16 protein-coding genes and 1 riboswitch are annotated in these 21,972 nt (G+C 47.9%); of the genes, 5 read left to right on the forward strand and 11 right to left on the reverse strand.

Features of this window, described 5'->3' with window-relative positions; all coding sequences use genetic code 11:
- Positions 1 to 165: 165 nt before the first annotated feature.
- A riboswitch (Lysine riboswitch) is annotated at positions 166 to 383 on the forward strand.
- A gap of 78 nt (positions 384 to 461) precedes the next feature.
- Both FS373_RS05385 and FS373_RS05390 read left to right on the forward strand, forming a co-directional pair.
- Positions 462 to 2,030, forward strand: coding sequence for a Na+/H+ antiporter NhaC family protein (locus FS373_RS05385; RefSeq protein ID WP_144047444.1), 1,569 nt, complete (start codon positions 462 to 464; stop codon positions 2,028 to 2,030).
- A 208-nt stretch (positions 2,031 to 2,238) separates the two neighbouring features.
- On the forward strand, positions 2,239 to 2,817 hold the full coding sequence (locus tag FS373_RS05390) for a thymidine kinase (protein WP_144047443.1): 579 nt from the start codon (positions 2,239 to 2,241) through the stop codon (positions 2,815 to 2,817).
- Between the two features lie 43 nt (positions 2,818 to 2,860).
- Here the strand turns inward: FS373_RS05390 and FS373_RS05395 are convergent, their stop codons facing one another.
- Complete coding sequence (locus FS373_RS05395; RefSeq protein WP_144047442.1) at positions 2,861 to 3,295, reverse strand: hypothetical protein; 435 nt, start codon at positions 3,293 to 3,295, stop codon at positions 2,861 to 2,863.
- 233 nt (positions 3,296 to 3,528) lie between these two features.
- Here FS373_RS05395 and FS373_RS05400 point away from each other — a divergent pair, with 233 nt between their 5' ends.
- Positions 3,529 to 4,059 (forward strand): TlpA family protein disulfide reductase, encoded by a 531-nt coding sequence (locus tag FS373_RS05400; RefSeq protein ID WP_144047441.1) that lies wholly within the window; start codon positions 3,529 to 3,531, stop codon positions 4,057 to 4,059.
- Positions 4,060 to 4,097: 38 nt separating this feature from the next.
- Here the strand turns inward: FS373_RS05400 and FS373_RS05405 are convergent, their stop codons facing one another.
- The 10 genes from FS373_RS05405 to FS373_RS05450 all read right to left on the reverse strand — a co-directional run bounded on the left by FS373_RS05405 (position 4,098) and on the right by FS373_RS05450 (position 17,684).
- Complete coding sequence (locus tag FS373_RS05405) at positions 4,098 to 4,664, reverse strand: type II secretion system protein (protein WP_322619448.1); 567 nt, start codon at positions 4,662 to 4,664, stop codon at positions 4,098 to 4,100.
- Positions 4,665 to 4,864: 200 nt separating this feature from the next.
- Positions 4,865 to 8,653 carry a hypothetical protein gene (locus FS373_RS05410; RefSeq protein WP_152828888.1) on the reverse strand — a complete coding sequence of 1,263 codons (3,789 nt, stop codon included), beginning with the start codon at positions 8,651 to 8,653 and terminating at the stop codon, positions 4,865 to 4,867.
- A gap of 254 nt (positions 8,654 to 8,907) precedes the next feature.
- Positions 8,908 to 9,564: a 3-oxoacid CoA-transferase subunit B gene (locus FS373_RS05415; RefSeq protein ID WP_144047438.1), complete on the reverse strand. Its 657-nt coding sequence runs from the start codon at positions 9,562 to 9,564 to the stop codon at positions 8,908 to 8,910.
- Between the two features lie 16 nt (positions 9,565 to 9,580).
- Entirely contained in the window at positions 9,581 to 10,288 is a 708-nt protein-coding gene (locus FS373_RS05420; protein WP_152828889.1) for a CoA transferase subunit A, read from the reverse strand.
- Positions 10,289 to 10,370: 82 nt separating this feature from the next.
- The gene (locus FS373_RS05425) at positions 10,371 to 11,261 is read right to left on the reverse strand and encodes a hydroxymethylglutaryl-CoA lyase (RefSeq protein ID WP_144047437.1); all 891 of its coding nucleotides are present in this window, start codon (positions 11,259 to 11,261) and stop codon (positions 10,371 to 10,373) included.
- A gap of 46 nt (positions 11,262 to 11,307) precedes the next feature.
- A complete protein-coding gene (locus FS373_RS05430) occupies positions 11,308 to 13,410 on the reverse strand; it encodes an acetyl-CoA carboxylase biotin carboxylase subunit (protein ID WP_152828890.1) in 2,103 nt (700 codons plus the stop codon).
- The gene (locus tag FS373_RS05435) at positions 13,410 to 14,249 is read right to left on the reverse strand and encodes an enoyl-CoA hydratase-related protein (protein WP_144047435.1); all 840 of its coding nucleotides are present in this window, start codon (positions 14,247 to 14,249) and stop codon (positions 13,410 to 13,412) included. The genes FS373_RS05430 and FS373_RS05435 overlap by 1 nt, the downstream gene beginning before the upstream one ends.
- Before the next feature lie 57 nt (positions 14,250 to 14,306).
- A complete protein-coding gene (locus tag FS373_RS05440; RefSeq protein ID WP_144047434.1) occupies positions 14,307 to 15,914 on the reverse strand; it encodes a carboxyl transferase domain-containing protein in 1,608 nt (535 codons plus the stop codon).
- A gap of 80 nt (positions 15,915 to 15,994) precedes the next feature.
- A complete protein-coding gene (locus FS373_RS05445; RefSeq protein ID WP_144047433.1) occupies positions 15,995 to 17,164 on the reverse strand; it encodes an isovaleryl-CoA dehydrogenase in 1,170 nt (389 codons plus the stop codon).
- A 121-nt stretch (positions 17,165 to 17,285) separates the two neighbouring features.
- On the reverse strand, positions 17,286 to 17,684 hold the full coding sequence (locus FS373_RS05450) for a MerR family transcriptional regulator (RefSeq protein WP_144047432.1): 399 nt from the start codon (positions 17,682 to 17,684) through the stop codon (positions 17,286 to 17,288).
- Between the two features lie 424 nt (positions 17,685 to 18,108).
- On the opposite strand from FS373_RS05450, the gene FS373_RS05455 reads away from it, so the two are divergent.
- Together FS373_RS05455 and gndA are read left to right on the forward strand one after the other, a co-directional pair.
- On the forward strand, positions 18,109 to 20,046 hold the full coding sequence (locus FS373_RS05455) for a propionyl-CoA synthetase (protein WP_152829090.1): 1,938 nt from the start codon (positions 18,109 to 18,111) through the stop codon (positions 20,044 to 20,046).
- Positions 20,047 to 20,344: 298 nt separating this feature from the next.
- Entirely contained in the window at positions 20,345 to 21,898 is a 1,554-nt protein-coding gene (gene gndA, locus FS373_RS05460; RefSeq protein ID WP_144047431.1) for an NADP-dependent phosphogluconate dehydrogenase, read from the forward strand.
- The last annotated feature ends 74 nt before the right edge of the window (positions 21,899 to 21,972 follow it).

The raw sequence follows: 21,972 nt of genomic DNA on the forward strand, positions 1-21,972 counted from the left end.
AAATCCCTTTTGATTTACACTAAATAAGCGTGATCTTAGTCACAGTGAGCGGCTTTGGGGTAGAATCCTCAAAGCCGCTTGTGTTTTTATTAACTTCACGTTTTCATGTTTTCCTGAGTTTAGTACCTCTGTTTGGTACTATCAGTTCGGCACATGATAAACGTCCTGAGAAGTAGAGGTGCATTAAAGATCAGTAGTGATAGTCAGGGTGATACCGCTTATCTATCATGAAAGGCTTTGATGCCGAAGTAGTAATACATATCACGGTTTACTGCTGGGGCTGTATCGAATAGGTACAGCACTGCCATAGTATTTCTTATCTGGATGATAAGAAAATTTATACCTTTTAACTAACGGTATTACTATGGAGCGCTACTGATAGGACAGGTGTTTTCAGATATCTTTAATATCCCACCAGTTCAGCAGCCTCCATTCGTACTTAAAACTAAGATTATAATTAAATGACAACTTTAAGTTACGCCGATTCGGCGCTCTCATTGCTGCCACCTGTGGTTGCGATTCTGATGGCGATTGTTACACGTCGTGTATTGCTCTCTTTAGGGCTGGGAATATTACTCGGCGCTATTTTGATAAACGATTTCTCTGTCATAGCATCTGGGCAATACTTAGGCGAGCAAGTTGCTGGCCTATTCTGGGATGATGGTGCTCTCAATGCCTGGAACATGTATCTGCTAGGCTTCCTGGTACTATTGGGGATGATCACCGCGCTTATTACGGTGAGCGGTGCGGCTAACGCTTTTGCCGATTGGGCAAGGGGTCACATAAAGTGTAAACGTGATGCCAAGTTGATGACCATGTTCTTAGGCTGCGTGATCTTTATCGACGATTACTTCAACAGCTTAGTCGTCGGCAGTGTCGCCAGACCTCTGACCGACAGATATTATATCTCTCGCAGCAAGCTCGCCTATATTTTGGATTCGACAGCTGCACCAATCTGCGTGATCTCTCCCGTGTCGAGTTGGGGGGCTTATATCATCGCCTTGATCGGCGGTATTCTCACCGCCCATGGTTTCACAGATTCAGGACATCTGAGCATCTTTATCCAGATGATCCCGATGAACTTCTATGCCATATTTGCACTGCTACTTTTGTTTTGTGTCGCCTTCATGGATCTCAATGTCGGCCCCATGCGTCAGCATGAGCTCAATGCGCAGAAGGGTAACTTATATGATGAGGCTAAAGGCTTACCCCCCGGAGCTAATTCAGATCTGCCTGAGGCCGATAACGGTAAGATTCTGGGATTATTTCTGCCCATTATCGTACTGGTTCTTGCGACCTTCTATTTCATGGTGAGCAGCGGCGGAGACGTCTTAGCAGCAGACGGAAAACCTTTCAGTATTCTTGGTGCATTTGAAAATACCGATGTAGCTTCGTCTTTGTTCTTCGGTGCCTTGGTCGGTTTTATTGCGACTCTGGCCTTAGTCTTGATACAAGGATTGGATAAGTCATACCTAACTAAAGGTCTGGTTGCTGGTGCTCGCTCTATGCTGCCAGCCATCTATATCTTGCTATTTGCCTGGACGATTGCCGGCGTGATTGGTCAATTAGAGACAGGTAAGTACATGGCGAGTCTGGCATCGGGTAATATTCCGTTTGCGCTGTTACCCGCCGTCTTATTCGTGCTTGCAGGACTGACGGCGTTCTCTACCGGCACCAGCTGGGGGACGTTTGGTATCATGCTACCTATTGCCGCGGACATGGCGATGGGTACTCATACCAATATGATGTTACCTATGCTTGCGGCAGTGCTCGCTGGTGCAGTATTTGGTGATCATTGTTCACCTATCTCAGATACGACGATCCTCTCCTCCACGGGAGCTAACTGTCATCATATCGATCATGTGGTCACTCAACTGCCCTATGCCTTAATCGTGGCGGGGATCAGCTTGGGCGGTTATATCGTGCTGGGATTCACCGAGTCTCTGATGGCTGGACTCGCTACCTGTAGCATCTTATTTGTGATTAGCGTCTTGGTTTTGAAGGTTAAATCTACTCAGTCTACCAGCTAGCCATGCTACCAATGTTGTTGCTAGCCTAAGGCAAGACTAGCAAGTGAAATACCGCTCATATGAGCGGTATTTTTTTGTCTAGAGTTTCGCAGTAATCCAGTCGCTGTTTATCAGAATTAGTGAGTATTGGCTTGAATAGCACTGGCACATGATTTTCGTTATAAAAATTGTTAAACTGTAGCCGAATTCACGTATAAGGAATATCAGTTTGGCACAGCTCTATTTTTATTATTCGGCGATGAATGCCGGTAAGTCTACTTCACTCTTGCAGTCTTCATATAACTATCGCGAACGTGGCATGAACACCTTAGTGATGACGGCCTCAATCGATGACAGATACGGTGTGGGTAAAGTGTCTTCACGCATTGGTATCGAAACCGCTGCGCAGGTATTTGGTAGTAGCGATGATATTGCCAAGATGATAACGACGGCTCATGAAGAGCAGAAACTGCATTGTATCCTTATCGATGAATCTCAGTTTTTGAGTAAAGAGCAGGTCAAACAGCTGACCTATATCGTCGACATATTGGATATACCTGTGCTCTGTTATGGCCTGAAAACAGACTTTCAGGGAGAGTTATTTACCGGTAGCCAATATCTACTGGCCTGGTCAGACAAACTGGTCGAGCTTAAAACAATCTGTCATTGTGGTCGCAAGGCGAACATGGTGGTGAGATTAGACGATGAGGGCAAGCCTATGCGTGAAGGTGAGCAGGTCGCCATAGGTGGCAACGAGAGCTATGAATCTGTTTGCCGCAAGCATTTCAGAGAGTTTTTGTGGGATTAGCATCAGCGTTTAGGTCCTAGTATCTAAGTATTAGGACCTCTCATTAATCCAACTTGGACAGTAACTGCCTTACCTCTTCCCGTGTGTTATCTATCTTGGCGATTATTTGTTTTACACTCGTTTCGTCATCTCCTATCGAATCCCAATCTTGCTGCCATTCTTGTTTTAGTTGTTGAGTCGCTTGCTGCAATTCCGGTTCTGTGATCATGCTCAAGTCTGCAATCAGGTTTACTTTAATCCAACCTTTTCGCGGGTTTCCGGCGATTTGATCTTTATCGTAATAGGCCGCGTAGATGATCCCTTCCAGCTCAGACAGTTGTAGCAAGAGCTCAAAGCTTGCCGAGCGCATTGTTGAGTTATATTCAGTGACCTCCATTCGCCAGACGTTGTAGCTAAATCCTACAAGCGCAAATACCATGCTAAAAATGGCGGTTATTTGGAAAATGTGTTCTTTACTCTTCGGAAATGTCGGCTGCATATTGTTAATTTCATTGCCTAGCTTATAAACAAAGATAGTGTAAAGCCCATAAAAATTTCATTTTATCTGCTGAACATATTTTATTTTTACTGAATGTTAATTGCTAAGTATTCGGTCTATAGCTATGAATTAACTGCAAGTGAGTTCATAGCTTGGACTGCCAGTAGTCGGTTTGCCTTCGGTGATTGTTTGGAGGCTTACACCAGTTGATATTATAGGGAGGATTTATTCAAATGAAATTTGGCATCAAGGCTTTTGGTTTAGCGGCTGTAGTTTTTACTATCTTGGGTTTAATAACCTTTGTTTTCATAAACTCGGATGTAAACTCATTAGAGTTCAGCGAGGATGTGAAACTGGCACCTAACTTCGCATTAGCCGATCCCCTAGGCAAGGTTCACCAATGGTCAGAATATAAGGGTAAGCCGACTATCATACACTTCTGGGCGACCTGGTGCCCTTATTGTAAGAAACTGCAGCCAGGATTGGAGAAGTTGCGTGTGGACTACAGTGATAGCGACTTGCAGATCTTAGGAATAAGTTTCAATGAAGATGAGGGAGCCGATCCTGCCCAGACGTTAATGGAGCGAGGTATTCAGTTCCCAACCTTAGTGAAAGGGGAGAGTGCCGCTAAAGCTTATGGTGTTCCCGGCACCCCGACGACGGTATTTATCAATCGCCGTGGAGAGGTTGTCTGGGTGACAAATATTTCAGATCCTAACAACCAGAAGTTGAAGCAAGCTGTTGATTATATTCTTAGCCACTAAGTGATAGATGCAGCCTAGAACTAGGCGCGAGTGGCTAATTAAAAACAATCATCAGTAACAGCACGGGTAAAATATTCAAATTTTGGCACTGGGGAGCGATATTCGACGTGGCATTTGAACTTACCACTTCGAATGTCTGCTAACTTGTCTGCAAATTTTTTGGGGATAATAGCAAAAGAGGAAAATGAACCTATTCCAAACACGAAATCATTATCAGATAATCCCATTACACTTTTATAGTTATCTTCTACTAGCGTATTTGAAGATGAGGTACCAGTAGCTTTTGGATAGCCGTTCGATACATACAGACGTGTATCTGATACATCTATGTAGAAGTAACCTACCTGTCGATCCCAATTTGGATTGTTGTTACATGTGCCATCGCAATCTTCTCTATCGGCAATGCCATCAAGTTGGGTTTTTGAGTGTACAAGTTGATTCATTGAGGCGATGGAACCAGCTATCCCTTCAAGATTGGCTTTCTGAGCGTCACTGCCTAGCGAAAGAAACTTAGGAGTAGCAATAACTGCGAGTATGCCTAAGATTATGATGACAACCACTAACTCGATTAAGGTAAAGCCAGTTTGATTTTTGTTTAAAGACACTTTATATATATCACTAACAAATTGTTCGCGGAATATACTTAGATTAAACTTTCTTATCAAGAATGTATCACTCAAATCGATAAATAAAACTGAACTATTTTAATATGTTGCTGGTTTTATTTATTGTGTGCGGGTTCTGTTTTTAACTTGTGTCGGTTGGATTTATTTTGTTGTTCTTAGGTTGGTTTGGCTGCTGGTTTCTAAGGCACTAGCTCAAGACAAGCAGCGTATTCTGGAGTCGTGTCGGCGATGCTCCCTGGCGATCCGGTCACCATATAGAAGTCTCTGTGGCTGCCACCGCCGATATCTGAGCTGCTCCAGTAATATTCGTTATCCACTCCCCAGCCTAGGGCATTACCCACATGAGCGCTGGCAAATTCAGGGTAACTGGCTTCTGCAGCATCATAAAACTGCTTCAAGCCGAAGGGGTTTGAGACATCAGTGTTACCCTCTACGGCGAGTGTCATTCCACGAGTGGTGCACAAAGCATCGGCATTGGGCCAAGTGTATAACCCCCAGAGTACATTGCTGCCAATTTCAGAGTCTTGACCATCATGAAGTGGCGATGCTGGTATTGCCGCATTAAGCAGGACCGACTCGATTATGCTAAGTGGTCGATGTAATCGTTTGGTGACCGTCGCTATGGTCAGCTCGATATAATCAACCGACGCTATGGCCCTGCTGGTTATCTGGTTGCTACCATCGAGTGTCATAGGCAGTCCGCCAGTGACACTCGTTACAGGATATTGGGATACTAAGTTACATATCTCTCCCTCCTCAACAGTGGTCACACAGACCTCCACATCGTAGCCTACCAGTCTGAATGCTGACTGAGTAATGGGTAAGCGGGATATAGTATAGCTGGTGTTGCTGGTGGATCTTACTGCATTGTCAGCCGGGTTGGTCGACTTCCAGGTGACGCCAGTTTCGCTATAGCCTTTCACATCTAAGGTTAAAGTTTGATTGAGTTTTAATTCACCGGTGAGCAAGATAGCCGCTATGTCTGTGGTGATGCAGGCTTGTGAACCTATTTTTGGTGTACCACTCACGGCGACAGCTGTAACACAAAAACTTAGGCTTTTACCGCCACTGTCTGCTAACGGTGTGTATGAGATGTTTTGGCTGACTTCTACATTATCCAGTTTCCAACTGAACAGACTAACCCCTTCAGCATCGCCATCAGAATCGATAAAGTCATAGCTAACAGTTAAAAAGGTACTGGGTTTGACGAAAGTATCCCAACTTAAGTTAGTTGTGCTTGGTGCGCTGCCTGCTTTTGGATTAATGTTAGCGGCAAGAGTACAAACCTGATCTCCAGTTGCATTCTGACCATAAGTTGCTAATGGAGTAACACAGAAACTAATATCTTTACCTTCATCAGCGACGACGAGTGTTACTGTTGAGCCTGTGGCGATTTCGGTGCCATCAACCTGCCAGCTTAGTAAGCTAGCTCCCTCGGGGCGGCTGTTAGCGTCATTATACAGGTAGCTGCCAGTGAGTAAGGTGCCTACCACGGGAGTTGGGCTGATTAACAAAATGGTTGCAGTCGGAGCGGTATAGGTCCCAGTGATATTTTGTGAGAAACACACCTGTAGCCCTTGTTTAGGGGAGCCAGTTTGCGCAATCGGGGTGACACACAATTGCAGAGTTTTCCCTTCGCTGTCTATGGGTAAAGTGAGGCTTAAGCCTGTGCCGCTAGCTAGGTTATCGATTAGCCATTGAGTCAGACTGCTGGCTTCAATATCACCATTGGCATCGCTATAGAGATAACTGGCTGTGACACTTTGCCCGGGTTGCAGTGGCGATGAGATGGTTAAGCCGCTTGCTTCAGGGGCGCTGCCTGCTTTGGGGAAAATGCTCGCTGGCGTCGAGCACACTTGTGTACCGGTGGCATTGATGCCATAGGCTGCCACAGGGGTAACACAAAACGTTAGGATTTTACCTTCATCGGTGGCGGCGAAAGTGAGTGTCTCTCCTGCTGAAACCTCAGTACCATCTAGCTTCCAGGTCAGTAAGCTAGCTCCCTCTGGGCGGCTGTTAGCGTCATTATACAGGTAGCTGCCAGTGAGTAAGGTGCCTATCACGGGAGTTGGGCTGATTAACAAAATGGTTGCGGTCGGAGCGCTATAGGTCCCAGTGATATTTTGTGAGAAACACACCTGTAGCCCTTGTTTAGGGGAGCCCGTTTGCGCAATAGGGGTGACACACAATTGCAGAGTTTTCCCTTCGCTGTCTATGGGTAAAGTGAGGCTTAAGCCTGTGCCGCTAGTTAGGTTATCGATTCGCCATTGAGTCAGACTGCTGGCTTCAATATCACCATTGGCATCGCTATAGAGATAACTGGCTGTGACACTTTGCCCGGGTTGCAGTGGCGATGAGATGGTTAAGCCGCTTGCTTCAGGGGCGCTGCCTGCTTTGGGGAAAATGCTCGCTGGCGTCGAGCACACTTGTGTACCGCTGGCATTGATGCCATAGGCTGCCACAGGGGTAACACAAAACGTTAGGATTTTACCTTCATCGGTGGCGGCGAGAGTGAGTGTCTCTCCTGCTGAAACCTCAGTACCATCTAGCTTCCAGGTCAGTAATCTATCTCCCTCTGGGCGGCTGTTTGCGTCATTATACAGGTAGCTGCCAGTGAGTAAGGTACCTACCACCGGAGCAGGGCTGATTAACAAAATGGTTGCAGTCGGAGCGCTATAGGTCCCAGTGATATTTTGTGAGAAACACACCTGTAGCCCTTGTTTAGGGGAGCCAGTTTGCGCAATCGGGGTGACACACAATTGCAGAGTTTTCCCTTCGCTGTCTATGGGTAAAGTGAGGCTTAAGCCTGTGCCGCTAGCCAGGTTATCGATTCGCCATTGAGTCAGACTGCTGGCTTCAATATCACCATCGGCATCGCTATAGAAATAACTGGCTGTGACACTTTGCCCGGGTTGCAGTGGCGATGAGATAGCTAAGCTGCTAGCAACAGGAGCACTACCAGCTTTTGGATCTATGTTAGAGGGGGCTGAGCAGACTTGGAGCCCTATTGCATTCTGGCCATAAGTTGCTAATGGAGTAACACAGAAACTAATATCTTTACCTTCATCAGCGACGACGAGTGTTACTGTTGAGCCTGTGGCGACTTCGGTGCCATCTACTTCCCAGCTCAGTAAGCTATCTCCCTCGGGGCGGTTGTTAGCGTCATTATACAGGTAACTGCCATTGAGCAGGTTGCCTATCACGGGAGTCGGGCTGATCAGCAACTTGCTAGCTGTTGGGGGCGTATAACTACCAATGACAGTTTTAGTATCGCAAGCTTCTGCACCTATGTTTGGCTCACCAGTTAAAGACTTTGGCGTGACACAAAAGCTAAGTATTGCACCTTCTGAATTCACTGGAAGCAAATAATGCAGCCCTTGTGCGACTTCTGAGGAGTTTAAGCGCCAGATTAACTGGCTAGCAGCTTCGGCATCATCATCCGCATCCGTGTATAAGTATGACCCTTCAATCTTAGAACCTGGCTGCAATGGGGATATTATGAGGATATTTTCAGCAACAGGAACACTACCTGATGTTGGTAAAATAAGTTCTGCGATAGAACAAACTTGTGAGCCAGTGTTGTTGTTTCCGTAAGCTGCGATAGGGGTGACACAGAAGTGGAGCCATTGCCCCTCATGAAGTTTGCTCGGTGTAAACTGACTATCATGGTTTTGCAGTTGATTATCAAGATACCAACTTACTTTACTGCCACCTTCCGGGCGGTTAGCGGCATCATTAAACTGGTAATCTAGGGATAAAATGGTATCGACCTCAGCTTGAGGGGAGGTCGATAGCTGTGTGGCTGTTGGTGGCGAGAAGGTTTCATAACTTGGAAAGCCATCGTCGTCACCACCACAAGCTGTTAACAATGTGGCAGTGATCATCAGGCTTAAAAAGCGAAAGTTTACAGCTAGCAACTGTAAAGCTGAATCTAGATAACCCTTGTTAATTTGACTAAATATGGCCACTTTACCTTCCTCAAATGAGAGCATAATGAGCAATGCTCATGCATTGCAAAGTGATCCATCACATCTAGTATGTTGTTATCAAACTGTTCGTATAAGATATACAAAATTTACTTGTATTGAAAGTTGTTACATGCCATTTGCTTGACGTATGTTGCGTAAAGATTAATTTTAGTCGATTTTTAAAATGAAAAAAGGCCAGTGATTTCTCACTGGCCTTTAATACTTGTATGTCTTGTCCTGGAATTAGCGAATAGCTATAGGCTCATCTCTGGTACATGCTCAGGAACAACTAACTTACCCGCCGTTTTCTCAACTATCTCTTCGACAGAGACACCCGGAGCACGCTCTAGCAGGTGGAAGGCACCATCTTTAATCTCCATAAAGGCCAGATCGGTCAGCACACGTTTGATGCAGCCAAAGCCAGTTAGCGGCAGTTCACACTTAGCGAGCAGTTTAGAGTTTCCGCGCTTGTCTGCATGCATCATGGTGACGATAATATTGTCAGCACCAGCGACCAAGTCCATAGCGCCGCCCATGCCCTTGATGAGCTTACCAGGGATCATCCAGGAGGCGATAGAGCCTTGCTCATCAACCTCGAAGGCACCGAGTACGGTAAGGTCTACATGACCGCCACGGATCATGGCAAAACTTTCAGCCGATGAGAAGAATGAAGCGCCGTCGACGGCGGTGACAGTTTGCTTACCTGCGTTGATAAGATCGGCATCTATGGTCTCTTCAGTGGGGAACTCTCCCATGCCAAGTAGGCCATTTTCCGACTGCAGCATTACATCTATTCCCTGTGGAATATAGTTAGCCACTAAGGTTGGAATACCTATGCCTAAATTAACGTAGAAGCCATCTTTTAGCTCTGCCGCTACACGTTGTGCGAGTTGATCTCTTGTTAATGCCATTATCTCTCCCTCCTGCTTATGCTTCAGCTGGCTTTACAGTACGTTGCTCGATGCGTTTCTCGAATGTGCCTTGGATGACACGATTAACGTAAATCCCCGGGGTGTGGATATGATCTGGGTCTAATTCGCCGGGTTGAACGATATGCTCGGCTTCGACTACGGTAATTTTACCGGCCGTTGCCATCATAGGGTTGAAGTTAGCGGCGGTTTTACGAAAGACCAAGTTACCCATGGTATCGGCTTTCCAGGCGCGAATTAAGGCAAAGTCTGCGGTGAGTGATGGCTCAAGTACGTAATGGCGCCCCTCTATCTCACGGGTTTCCTTGCCTTCAGCAATGGGGGTACCGTAACCCGTTGCGGTGAAGAAGGCGGGGATGCCTGCGCCGCCTGCACGTATTTTCTCGGCGAGTGTGCCCTGGGGGGTCAAGATCACATTGAGCTCGCCGGATAACATCTGCTTCTCGAAAGTGGCGTTTTCACCGACATAGGAGGCTATCATGGTATCGATTTGGCGGCTCTTGAGCAGTAAGCCTAAGCCGAAATCATCGACTCCGGCGTTATTAGAGATGGCCGTCAATCCTGTTACGCCGATTTTGACCATATGTGAGATCAAGCCTTCGGGGATACCACAAAGGCCAAATCCGCCTACCATCACAGTCATGTCATTGGAAAGGCCCTTAAGGGCTTCTTCATAACTGTGTACGACTTTATTCAGTCCTGCCATTATTCTTATCTCCTTTGTAGAAGGGTCGAGTGTTAATTCTGTAGGTTCTAGGTTCGCGCTGCTTTTTACTCGCTGATGGCTCTTAACTGAGCAAGGCTTGGGCAACTTTAGAGCCTGTCTGTCTGCCAAGGGCCTGGCTTATCTTGTTACCTGCCTGGGCAAGTAAAGTGAGATCTATGCCTGTGTCTATTCCGAGTCCATGTAACATGTAGACTAGATCTTCGGTGGCTAAGTTACCCGATGCACCTTTGGCATAGGGACATCCACCGAGTCCAGCTACCGATGAGTCAACGACACTGACGCCGGTTTCAAGACAGGCCAGAATATTCGCCAGTGCTTGTCCATAGGTATCATGAAAGTGTAGTGCGAGTTTATCCACTGGCACGACTTGGCTGACTGCTTGCACCATTTTACGGGCATTATTTGGCGTGCCAACGCCTATGGTGTCACCGAGTGAGATCTCATAGCAGCCCATCTTGTAAAGGATTTCAGACACGCGAGCCACTTCATTCACGTCAATCTCACCTTCATAGGGGCAACCTAAGACGCAGGACACATAGCCTCGTACCCGAATGTTTTCGGCCTTAGCACGCTCCATCAGTGGCTTAAAACGCACAATGGACTCTTGGATTGAGCAGTTAATATTACGCTGAGAGAAACTCTCGGACGCCGCGCCAAAGATGGCAACTTCATCGGCTTTTGCGTCAAGCGCGAGTTCCAGACCTTTCAGGTTCGGGGTCAGCGCACTATAGGTCACATCCGCTTCACGCTTAATATTGCGTAATACTTCACCTGAATCGGCCATCTGTGGTACCCATTTTGGTGATACTAAGCTCGCCGCTTCGATGCGTTTAATGCCTGCTTTGGCTAAGTCTTGTATCAAGATTATCTTGTCCTGAGTACTGACTGTCTTTTCGTTTTGCAGGCCGTCGCGAGCGCCGACTTCAAATATGCTGACCTGTTTAGGGAACATTATTAGGCTCTCCGCTTATCAGTTGCATGTATTACATGAGTCATCTTCATGCTTTCCCTTCTACTTTCTCTTCAGTCTCAGCTGGCTCGACTTCTACTAATATGGTGCCATCAGTGACTAATTCGCCTGGCTCGAAGAAGAACGCATTAACTACGCCATCAAAGGGAGATTCAATTGTGTATTCCATCTTCATCGCTTCCATCACCATCAGCCCTTGACCCGCTGTTACGGCATCACCTTTGTTGACTAGGTGAGTCACGATAGTGCCATTCATCGGCGCCTTGAGCTTATCTTCGAGACACTCTTGCTCTTCAACAAGCTCAGTCTGAATCGCACGGTAATGATAGCTGGTGGCATTGATAAAGAGGGTGAAGTCTTCTTCAACCTGGCTGACCGGCACTTTCACTTTATGACCGGATGTCTTGATAGCTAGAGCCTTGTCATGCTCGTCTTTAACGGCAATCTCAGCGTGAAGCATTTCATCGATGAGCTCGCCCTTTAGCACGTAAGCCTTGTCATCGATTTGAACCTGATAGACAGACTGACCAGCAATCATCATTTCACTGACTTCTAAATGTTGAACTTGATGCTTATCGTCCAGCAGTGAGACCTGGTGGATACTGTTGCTATTGAGCCTAAATCCACTCACAGTACCCCAAGGAGAGTAAGGATCATGACTGTTCACCGCACATTCTTTAGCGGCGACTTTACGGGCGCAGAGTTGGTAGAGCGCCGCTAAGGCTAAGGAATTTTGTTCATCGTTCGACGCAGATAAGCTACGGCCGATAAGTTCATCGCCGTAGCGCTCGATAAAGTCGGTGCTGAAATTAGCATCGCTGAAGGCTTTATGCTCGGTGATGTTAGCCAGGAACTCGATATTGTGTTTCAAGCCACTGATCTGGTATGACTCCAGGGAGTGGACCATACGTTGTAATGCTCGTGGGCGAGTCTCGTCCCACACAATAAGCTTAGAGATCATAGGATCGTAGAAGTTACTGATCACATCGTTTTCACGAATGCCCGAGTCGATTCGTACAAACTTACTCTGCTCTGGTTCACGCAGGAAGTTAAGCTTTCCGCTGGCGGGCAGGAAGTCATTTTGCGGGTCTTCGGCGTAGATACGTACTTCGAATGAGTGACCATGAATACGCACTTCATCTTGTTTCAAGGGTAAGTGACTACCGCTGGCTATCATTAACTGCCATTTAACCAGATCTTGACCTGTGACCATCTCAGTTACCGGATGCTCAACCTGCAAACGAGTATTCATCTCCATAAAATAGAAGCTGTTATCGGTATCGAGTAGAAATTCTATGGTGCCTGCGCCGCGATAGTCGATGGCTTTGGCTGCCGCGACAGCTGCTTCACCCATCTCGACTCTGAGTTCGTCACTCAGGCCTGGGGCTGGGGCTTCTTCGACGACTTTTTGATGGCGACGCTGAATTGAACAGTCGCGATCTGACAAATAGATGCAGTTGCCATAGTTGTCGGCGAAGACTTGTACTTCTACATGACGAGGTTGGCGCAAGTAGCGCTCCATCAGGAGTTTGTCGTTACCGAAAGAGGAGCTGGCTTCACGTCTGGCAGAGTGAATGTTTTCCAATACTTCAGCACTAGTCTCGACGATACGCATGCCTTTACCGCCACCGCCATAGGTTGCCTTGATCAGTAAGGGGAAGCCCATCTTGTTGGCTTCCTTGACGAGCAGGGCATCATCTTGGGCATCACCATGATAACCAGGGACTAGCGGCACATTTGCCGCCCCCATGATATCTTTTGCGGCGCTCTTGCTGCCCATGGAGTCGATGGCATCGGCAGTAGGGCCGACGAAAATGATGCCTGCTTGCTCACATTTTCGTGCAAATTCGGCATTTTCTGAGAGGAAACCGTATCCCGGGTGTATGGCTTGTGCACCAGACTTCTTGGCGATATCTATGATCAGATCGGCTTTAAGATAAGAGTCTGCCGGCGCGCTGCCACCTAAGTAAAAGGATTCATCGGCTAATGCCACATGGCGGGCATTGACGTCGGCGTCGCTGTATAAAGCCACGGTGCGAACGCCCATAGCCTTGGCTGTTTTGATGATACGACAGGCGATTTCACCACGGTTAGCAATTAATAGTTTTTTTATTAAGGATTGGCTAAACATTATTTGGCTCCTTGCGCACTGATATTTTTTGAATCGATTTGAGTGCTGCTCCAGCTTGGCTTGCGCTTGTCGAAGAAGGCATTTAAGCCTTCCTGACCTTCATTTGATACCCGAATTTTTGCGATTCGTTCACTGGTATGCTCTAGAGTCGCGTCATCGATAACGCCATCTTCGAGGCGAGACAGCAAGGTTTTCACCCATGTCATGCCTTGTGGGCTGTTAGCGAGCAGGGCTTGGATAATCGGCTCGGCGGCGGCCTCTAGATCGTCATTAATCTCGTGAATGACTTGTAGACCCAGTGCCTTTTCGGCAGTAAATCGTTCGGCAGTCAACATGTAGCGACGCGAGGCTCGTTGACCCATGGCGCGTACCACATAAGGGCTGATAACCGCCGGGATGAGTCCGAGTTTGACTTCACTTAAGCAAAAACTGGCTCGCTCATTGGCAATGGCGATATCACAACAACAGATAAGCCCTAATGCGCCACCAAATGCTGCCCCCTGGACTAAGGCAATTGTGGGTTTGGGGAATTTATCTAAGGTCGACATCAACTTGGCAAGCTCATTGGCATCACACAAGTTTTGCTCGAAATCCATCTTGGCCTGCTTACGCATCCAATTGAGATCGGCGCCTGCACTGAAGTTTTTACCATTGGCTTTCAGCACCAGTACCTGACATTCGCTATTGCTAGCAAAATGTTCGAGGGTCTGGATCATTTCGCCGATCATCACCTCATCGAAGGCATTATGCTTATCGGCTCGGTTGAGGATCATCTGTCCCACGCCATTAGTTAGTTGGCATGAAACGTATTTAAAATCTTCTATCAATTGTGTCGTCATGGTTCAGCACTCACAGCTTAGTCAATACAGGCTTGTCGGTCAGTATGGCCAAGGCCATTACATACGGAACACACCAAATTTAGTCTCTTCTATCGGCGCATTGAGCGCAGCAGATAAAGCTAAACCCACCACATCCCGGGTTTGTGCCGGATCGATAATGCCGTCATCCCACAAGCGGGCACTGGCATGGTAGGGGTGACCCTCTTTGTCGTATTGCTCGACGATAGGCGCACGGAACTTTTGCTCTTCATCATCTGACCATTCGACACCCTTACGGGCTAAACCATCACGTTTCACCGTGGCTAACACGCCGGCAGCCTGCTCGCCGCCCATCACAGAAATGCGTGCATTGGGCCACATCCACATCATGGTAGGTTCAAATGCGCGGCCACACATGCCATAGTTACCCGCGCCATAACTGCCACCTATGATGACGGTAAATTTAGGCACATTGGCACAAGACACTGCGGTGACCATCTTGGCACCATGCTTAGCTATGCCTTCATGCTCGTATTTTTTACCCACCATGAAGCCGGTAATATTTTGCAGGAACAAGAGAGGGATCTTGCGCTGACAACAGAGCTCGATAAAGTGGGCGCCTTTCTGGGCCGACTCAGAGAAAAGTATGCCGTTGTTGGCAACGATACCTATGGGATAGCCGTGAATACGGGCGAAACCACAGACTAAGGTGTTGCCGTAGTTGGCCTTAAATTCATCAAAATCTGAGTCATCGACCACACGGGCAATCACTTCCCTGACATCATATGGCTTCTTAAGATCTGTGCCGACTATGCCGTAGAGCTCATTGATATCGAACTTAGGCGGTTTTACCGGACTGAGCTGGGCTGCAATTGTCTTTTGATGATTTAAACGAGTCACAGCTTTACGTGCCAGCTCTAATGCATGGTCATCGTTTTGCGCCAAATGATCGGCAACCCCAGAGATCTTAGTGTGCACCTCGGCGCCGCCGAGTTCTTCAGCCGTGACCTCTTCACCGGTTGCCGCCTTTACCAGAGGTGGTCCAGCGAGGAAGATGGTGCCTTGCTCTTTGACGATAATGGACTCATCCGCCATGGCAGGCACATAGGCGCCACCTGCGGTACATAGGCCCATGACCACGGCAATTTGAGGAATGCCTTTGGCTGACATCTGTGCTTGATTGTAGAAGATGCGGCCGAAATGGTCTCTGTCGGGGAAGACCTCATCTTGGCGGGGCAGGTAGGCTCCGCCTGAATCGACCAGATAGATACAAGGCAGATGACAGCGACTGGCAATTTCCTGCGCTCGTAAGTGTTTCTTAACAGTGACAGGATAGTAAGTGCCGCCCTTAACCGTGGCATCGTTGGCGATGATCATACATTCGACACCGCTAACACGACCTATTCCGGCAATAACGCCGGCAGCTGGGATGACATCTTCATATAACTCATAGGCAGCGAACTGAGAGAGCTCAAGAAACGGCGAGCCGGGATCGAGTAGCTTCTCGACCCTTTGTCTGGGTAACATCTTACCGCGGGATAGATGGCGCTGACGAGCAACCTCGCCGCCGCCCTGTTCAATCTGTTGCAGCTTGAGTTTAAGATCTTCAACAAGGGCAGCCATGTCTTCATGTTTTGCCTTGAATTCATCGCTGCGGGAATTTATACGACTGCTAAGTTGCGTCACGGTTTCAATCCTTTTGAGCAAAACTGAGGTCAAATGACGATGCCAAATGAACATTGGCATCGTCTCTGTGTGTGGCGGAGCTACTTAGATTCGTTGAACAGCTCTCGGCCGATTAACATACGGCGGATCTCCGAGGTACCGGCGCCAATTTCATAGAGCTTGGCATCACGCAGGAGTCGGCCCGTAGCATATTCGTTGACGTAACCGTTACCGCCCAGTAACTGAATCGCATCCAGTGCCATCTTAGTGGCGAGCTCGGCGGAGTAGAGAATGGCACCGGCGGCATCTTTACGTGTGGTTTCGCCTCGGTCACAAGACTTGGCCACATTGTAGACATAAGACTTAGCTGCGTTCATGCCGGTATACATGTCGGCAAGCTTGCCCTGTACCAACTGGAATTGTCCGATGGACTTACCAAATTGCTCACGCTCATGAATGTAAGGAATGACGATATCCATACAGGCGTTCATAATTCCCAGGGGGCCACCGGATAGCACCACACGTTCGTAATCCAGGCCGCTCATCAATACTTTAATGCCGTTGTTCAGGCCACCGAGTATATTTTCTGCCGGCACTTCGCAATCTTGGAAAACCAGTTCACAGGTGTTAGAGCCACGCATGCCTAGTTTGTCGAGTTTCTGCGCCGTGCTAAAACCCTTAGAGTCGCGATCGACGATAAATGCCGTGATGCCATGGGCACCCTTGTCCAGATCTGTCTTAGCATAGATGACATAGGTTTGAGCGTCGGGACCGTTGGTGATCCACATCTTGTTGCCGTTTAAGATGTATCTGTCGCCCTCTTTGCGAGCGTGCAGCTTCATGGATACTACATCTGAGCCTGCATTAGGCTCACTCATGGCGAGGGCACCTATGTGCTCACCTGTGACTAATTTAGGCAGATACTTGGCTTTTTGCTCGGCATTACCGTTGCGGTTAATTTGGTTAACGCACAAGTTAGAGTGGGCGCCGTAGCTCAGACCAATCGAGGCAGATGCGCGGGAAATTTCTTCCATGGCAACCACGTGGGCCAGATAGCCCATTTCGGCGCCGCCATATTCTTCAGATACAGTCACACCCAGCAGACCCATATCACCCAGCACTGGCCAGAGATCATTAGGAAATGCGTTGTCTGCATCTGTCTTTGCTGCGATGGGGGCAATTTCATTGGCGGCAAAGTTCTGTACTGCATCACGCAGCATGTCGACATCTTCGCCTAGGCCGAAATTAAGAGATGAGTAGAGTTGAGTCATTGCTTGTGTCCTGTCAATTTCTTAAATCTTTAATGAGTAGATTTTTATTATTGTTTGTATTCTGCTTAGTAACTTTAGTTGGTCACTAATCTTTATAACTTGGGTTTGTCATTGCTGGTGTTTATTTTTCTTGGAGTGCCAGTGCCGTCCTACATTGCTGCTCGGCAGAATTTAGCTCCATCAAGACGACCTTGATGTCATCCATCTGCTGCTGTAGAGACGATTTCTTGTCTTCGACGAGATCTAACATGGTTTGAAGTTGTGAGCTGCTGTTCTTATCGGCATCGTAGAGTTCGAATAGACGGCGAGTCTCAGCGAGTGAAAAGCCCAGACGTTTTCCTCTGAGGATCAGTTTAAGACGCACCCTATCTTTTAGCCCATAGATGCGAGTTTGCCCACGACGCTTAGGCTTAAGTAAGCCCTGATCTTCATAGAAACGGATACTACGCGTCGTAATATCAAACTCTTTCGAAAGATCACTAATAGAGTAAGTTGTCTGGGGGCTCTGATTTTCACTCATAAAAAACACCATAATATTTAACTTTTCCAGAACGATATATGAAGTTTACGTAAAGGTAAAGGTAATGGCCATTTTGAACATTGAATTTTTAATCTCAATTGCGCGGGTGAGCGTCAAGCAAATGTGCCACTTAACTAGAGAGGCTAGGCTTGAGGTGCGAGTCCCTAAGCGCATGGAGTCTACATCTAAGACTAGGTACTCGTTGATTTACAGCTTAAAGCTTATCCCAAAGTCTAATGGGAATCGGTGCAGCTGCCAGCATAATGGAATTTGGTTTGGCTGTTTTATATACAGAGTATCGGTAAGAGATGTGTATAGAAATCGGCTAAGGATTCAAGGTAAGAATATTAATATATCAGCGATTCATACCGATCAGTATTAGGGGAGAGCAATGGAGATGTCGGAACGTACGTCAGGTAGCGAAATGTTACCTAAAGAAGCAGTAGAGTCGCAAGCTAATCAAGACCTTCATCGAGCCTTACATGCCAGATCTCTCGCTGAGCCAGAGTCTTTCTGGGGCGATGCGGCAAAGGCTGTCCATTGGGATAAGCCTTGGGATAAGGTGCTCGATGAGAGCCATGCGCCGCTTTACTCTTGGTTTTCTGGAGCCCAGTGCAATACCTGTTACAACGCTGTCGACCGTCATGTGGAGCAAGGCCGGGGCATGCAGGTCGCTATTCAGTATGTCAGCCCTGTGACGGATACAGAGTATGGCATTACTTATGATGAGTTGTTGGCTCAAGTGAGTCGTCTTGCTGGCTATATGCATGCAAATGGTGTTAAAAAGGGCGATAGGGTGATCATCTATATGCCCATGATCCCGGAGACGGCTTATGCCATGTTGGCCTGTGCTCGTTTAGGCGCTATCCACTCTGTGGTCTTCGGTGGATTTGCGGCCAGTGAGTTGGCTGCTCGTATCGATGATGCTAAACCTAAGCTCATTTTATCCGCATCATGTGGCGTCGAGCCATCCGGCGTGGTGCCCTATAAGCCTTTGCTCGATACCGCTATTGCTCAGTCTCAGCATAAGGTCGAGCAATGTATCATTTTAAATCGCAGCCAATATAGCGCCGAGCTCGTTGAGGGACGGGATAGCGATTGGCAGACTGCGGTAGCTTCTGCTGACGCCATAGCTTGTCAGACTGTCGCCGCTACCGATCCTCTCTATGTGCTCTATACGTCGGGAACCACGGGTCAGCCTAAAGGCGTGGTGCGTGATAACGGCGGTCATAGCGTCGCACTCATGTGGTCGATGCAACATATCTATGATATTGCTCCCGGCGATACCTTCTGGGCCGCATCGGATGTCGGTTGGGTCGTGGGGCACTCCTACATTGTCTATGGTCCCTTGCTGATGGGCGCCACCACACTCCTGTTCGAAGGCAAACCTATTGGTACGCCGGATCCCGGCATATTTTGGCGCACAATTGAAAAGTACAAGGTGAAAAGTTTCTTTACCGCTCCGACCGCCATACGCGCCATAAAACGTGACGATCCAGATGGTGACTTCTTAAGGGACGTCGACCTGTCTTGCTTAAAAACCCTGTTTCTGGCGGGAGAGCGCTGCGATCCCGATACCTTACACTGGGCCGAAGCGCGGCTGAAAAAACCAGTGATCGATCACTGGTGGCAGACTGAAACCGGCTGGCCCGTAGCGGCTAACTTGATGGGGACTGCGCCGGTTCAAGTAAAACCTGGCTCACCGGCACTGGCTGTGCCAGGCTTTAGGGTCGAAGTGCTCGATGAGCAGGGGGAAATAGTGCCTGCAGGCCAATCGGGAAATGTGGTGATCAAGTTACCTCTGCCACCCGGGGCTCTTACCACGCTTTGGCACAATGAAGCCCGATATCTCGACAGCTATTTATCCATGTATCCTGGCTACTACCTTACCGGAGATGCAGGCTATATGGATGAAGACGCTTATCTCTATATCATGAGTCGCATCGATGACATCATCAATGTCGCCGGTCATAGACTCTCTACCGGGCGTTTCGAAGAGGTCTTGTGTCAACATGAGGCGGTTGCCGAAGTTGCCGTCATCGGCGTCGAGGATAAATTAAAGGGCCAGTTGCCTCTGGGTTTAGTGGTATTAAAGAAGGGCGTAAACTTAAGTGATGAGGACTTGCATCGAGAGTTAATAGCCTTGGTGAGAGCGCAGATCGGTCCGGTGGCTTCTTTTCGTCTGGTCAGTGTCATTCAAAAACTGCCTAAGACGCGCTCGGGCAAAGTACTGCGAGGGACCATGAGGAAAATAGCCGATAACCAGAGTTATAAGATGCCGGCGACTATCGAAGATCCCCACACTTTAGACCTGGTTCGCAATACGCTTACACGCATGGGCTATGCGGACTCCCTAGTGTGATCTGCTTAAGCGTGAGCCTGCTAATCTGAGGGGAAATCCTACAATGCTAACGTGTTTAGCATTGTAGGTTTTTTTGATAAACATGAAACTAATTCGCCATTCAAGCGTAAAGCCTAGTAATTAACTTACCAAAGTCTGTATAATCTCCGCCAAAATATAACCTATCGTCTATGCTCCTTAGATGAGCAGCCTCTTATAAAAGAGGGGCTAATATTCTTGCCTTTCCTCTGGACTGGAATGAGTTTTAGTCAATAACAAGATAGGGTAAATTATCTCTGTGACCTGCGGAATATAATCAATGCAAAACCACACCAAATTACATGATATCGGCGTTATTGGACTGGGTGTTATGGGCAAGAATCTTGCACTTAATATTGCCGATAACCAATACAGCGTCGCTGCGTTTGACCTAGATTCAGACAAGGTGCAAGGTGTTGTGCAACAAGAGAAATCTGAGCACGCCGCCAGCAAGCAAGCCCAAGTACCTTTGCGTATCAATGGCTGTAATAATCTTTCTGAAATGTTATCTAGCCTCGAAAAACCGCGTATCTTGGTGCTTTCAGTGCCAGCGGGGGCCCCTGTAGATGGTGTGTGTAATGCACTCATCGACGCGGGTATCGAGTCTGATGATATCGTTATCGATACGGGTAATAGCTTGTGGACCGACACTGTCGAGCGCGAAGCGCGTTACTCGAAGAAATTTGTCTTCTTCAGCTGCGCCGTATCCGGCGGTGAGATGGGCGCGCGTTTCGGCCCATCATTGATGCCAAGCGGTGACATCAAGGCCTGGGATAGAATTAAACCTATCTGGGAAGCGATTGCGGCTAAAGTGGATGCCGAAACCGGCTTGCCCATAGAGCGTCAGGAGCCGGGAAACCCGGTCACTGAAGGCGAGCCATGTACCACCTATATTGGCCCGGCAGGTTCTGGTCATTATGTGAAGATGGTTCATAACGGCATCGAATATGCTGACATGCAGCTTATCTGTGAAGCCTATCAGTTACTCAGTGATGGCTTTGCCATGACGACGACTGAGATTGCGGATCTGTTTGATAAATGGAACCAAGGCAGCCTGAATAGCTACTTGATGGAGATCAGCGCGGAAGTCTTGAGACAGGCCGATCCTATTACTGGTAAGCCTCTGGTTTCGATGATCCTCGATAAGGCAGGGCAGAAGGGCACAGGACTCTGGACTGCGGTTAGCAGCTTGCAGATAGGTTGCCCCGCCCCAACGATTGCCGAAGCCGTCTATGCCCGCGCCGTCAGTACCCAAAAAGAGCAGAGACAGACATTGAGTCATCTGCTAAAAGGTCCAGCGGCTGAAAAGCCAACCGCTGATGAGCGTGATGCTTTTATTGACCAGCTTGAAAATGCCCTCTATTGCGCCAAGATTGCCTGTTATGCACAAGGCTTCCAGCTGATGGCCATGGCGGCGAAAGACAGAGGTTGGACGTTAAATTTCGCCGAAATTGCTAAAATCTGGCGTGCTGGCTGTATTATCAGAGCCAGGTTCCTGCAATCTATCACTCAAGCCTATCAAGCTGCAGCGAATGATGGCATTGAGTTGGACAACTTGTTGATGGCCGATGATTTCAGCATTGCCCTGTCTGAGAAACAACTGGATTGGCGTAAGGCTGTATCGGCGGCGGTACTAAAAGGTATTCCTGTGCCTTGTATCAGTTCGGCTCTGGCCTATTACGACAGTTATCGCTGTGAAACCTTGCCAGCTAGCCTGTTACAGGGACAGAGAGACTTCTTCGGTGCCCACACGTTTGAGCGCACCGATAAGCCTGCGGGTGAGAAGTATCACCTCAACTGGAGCCATGCTGCCAGAGACTTGATTAAGGTCTGACTCTTGGTATCTCCTTGCTAATTATTGCAAAGCGTAAAAAAGGCTTCCATGGGAAGCCTTTTTTGTGCGTGTTA

The sequence above is a fragment of the Shewanella sp. YLB-07 genome (genome assembly GCF_009377275.1).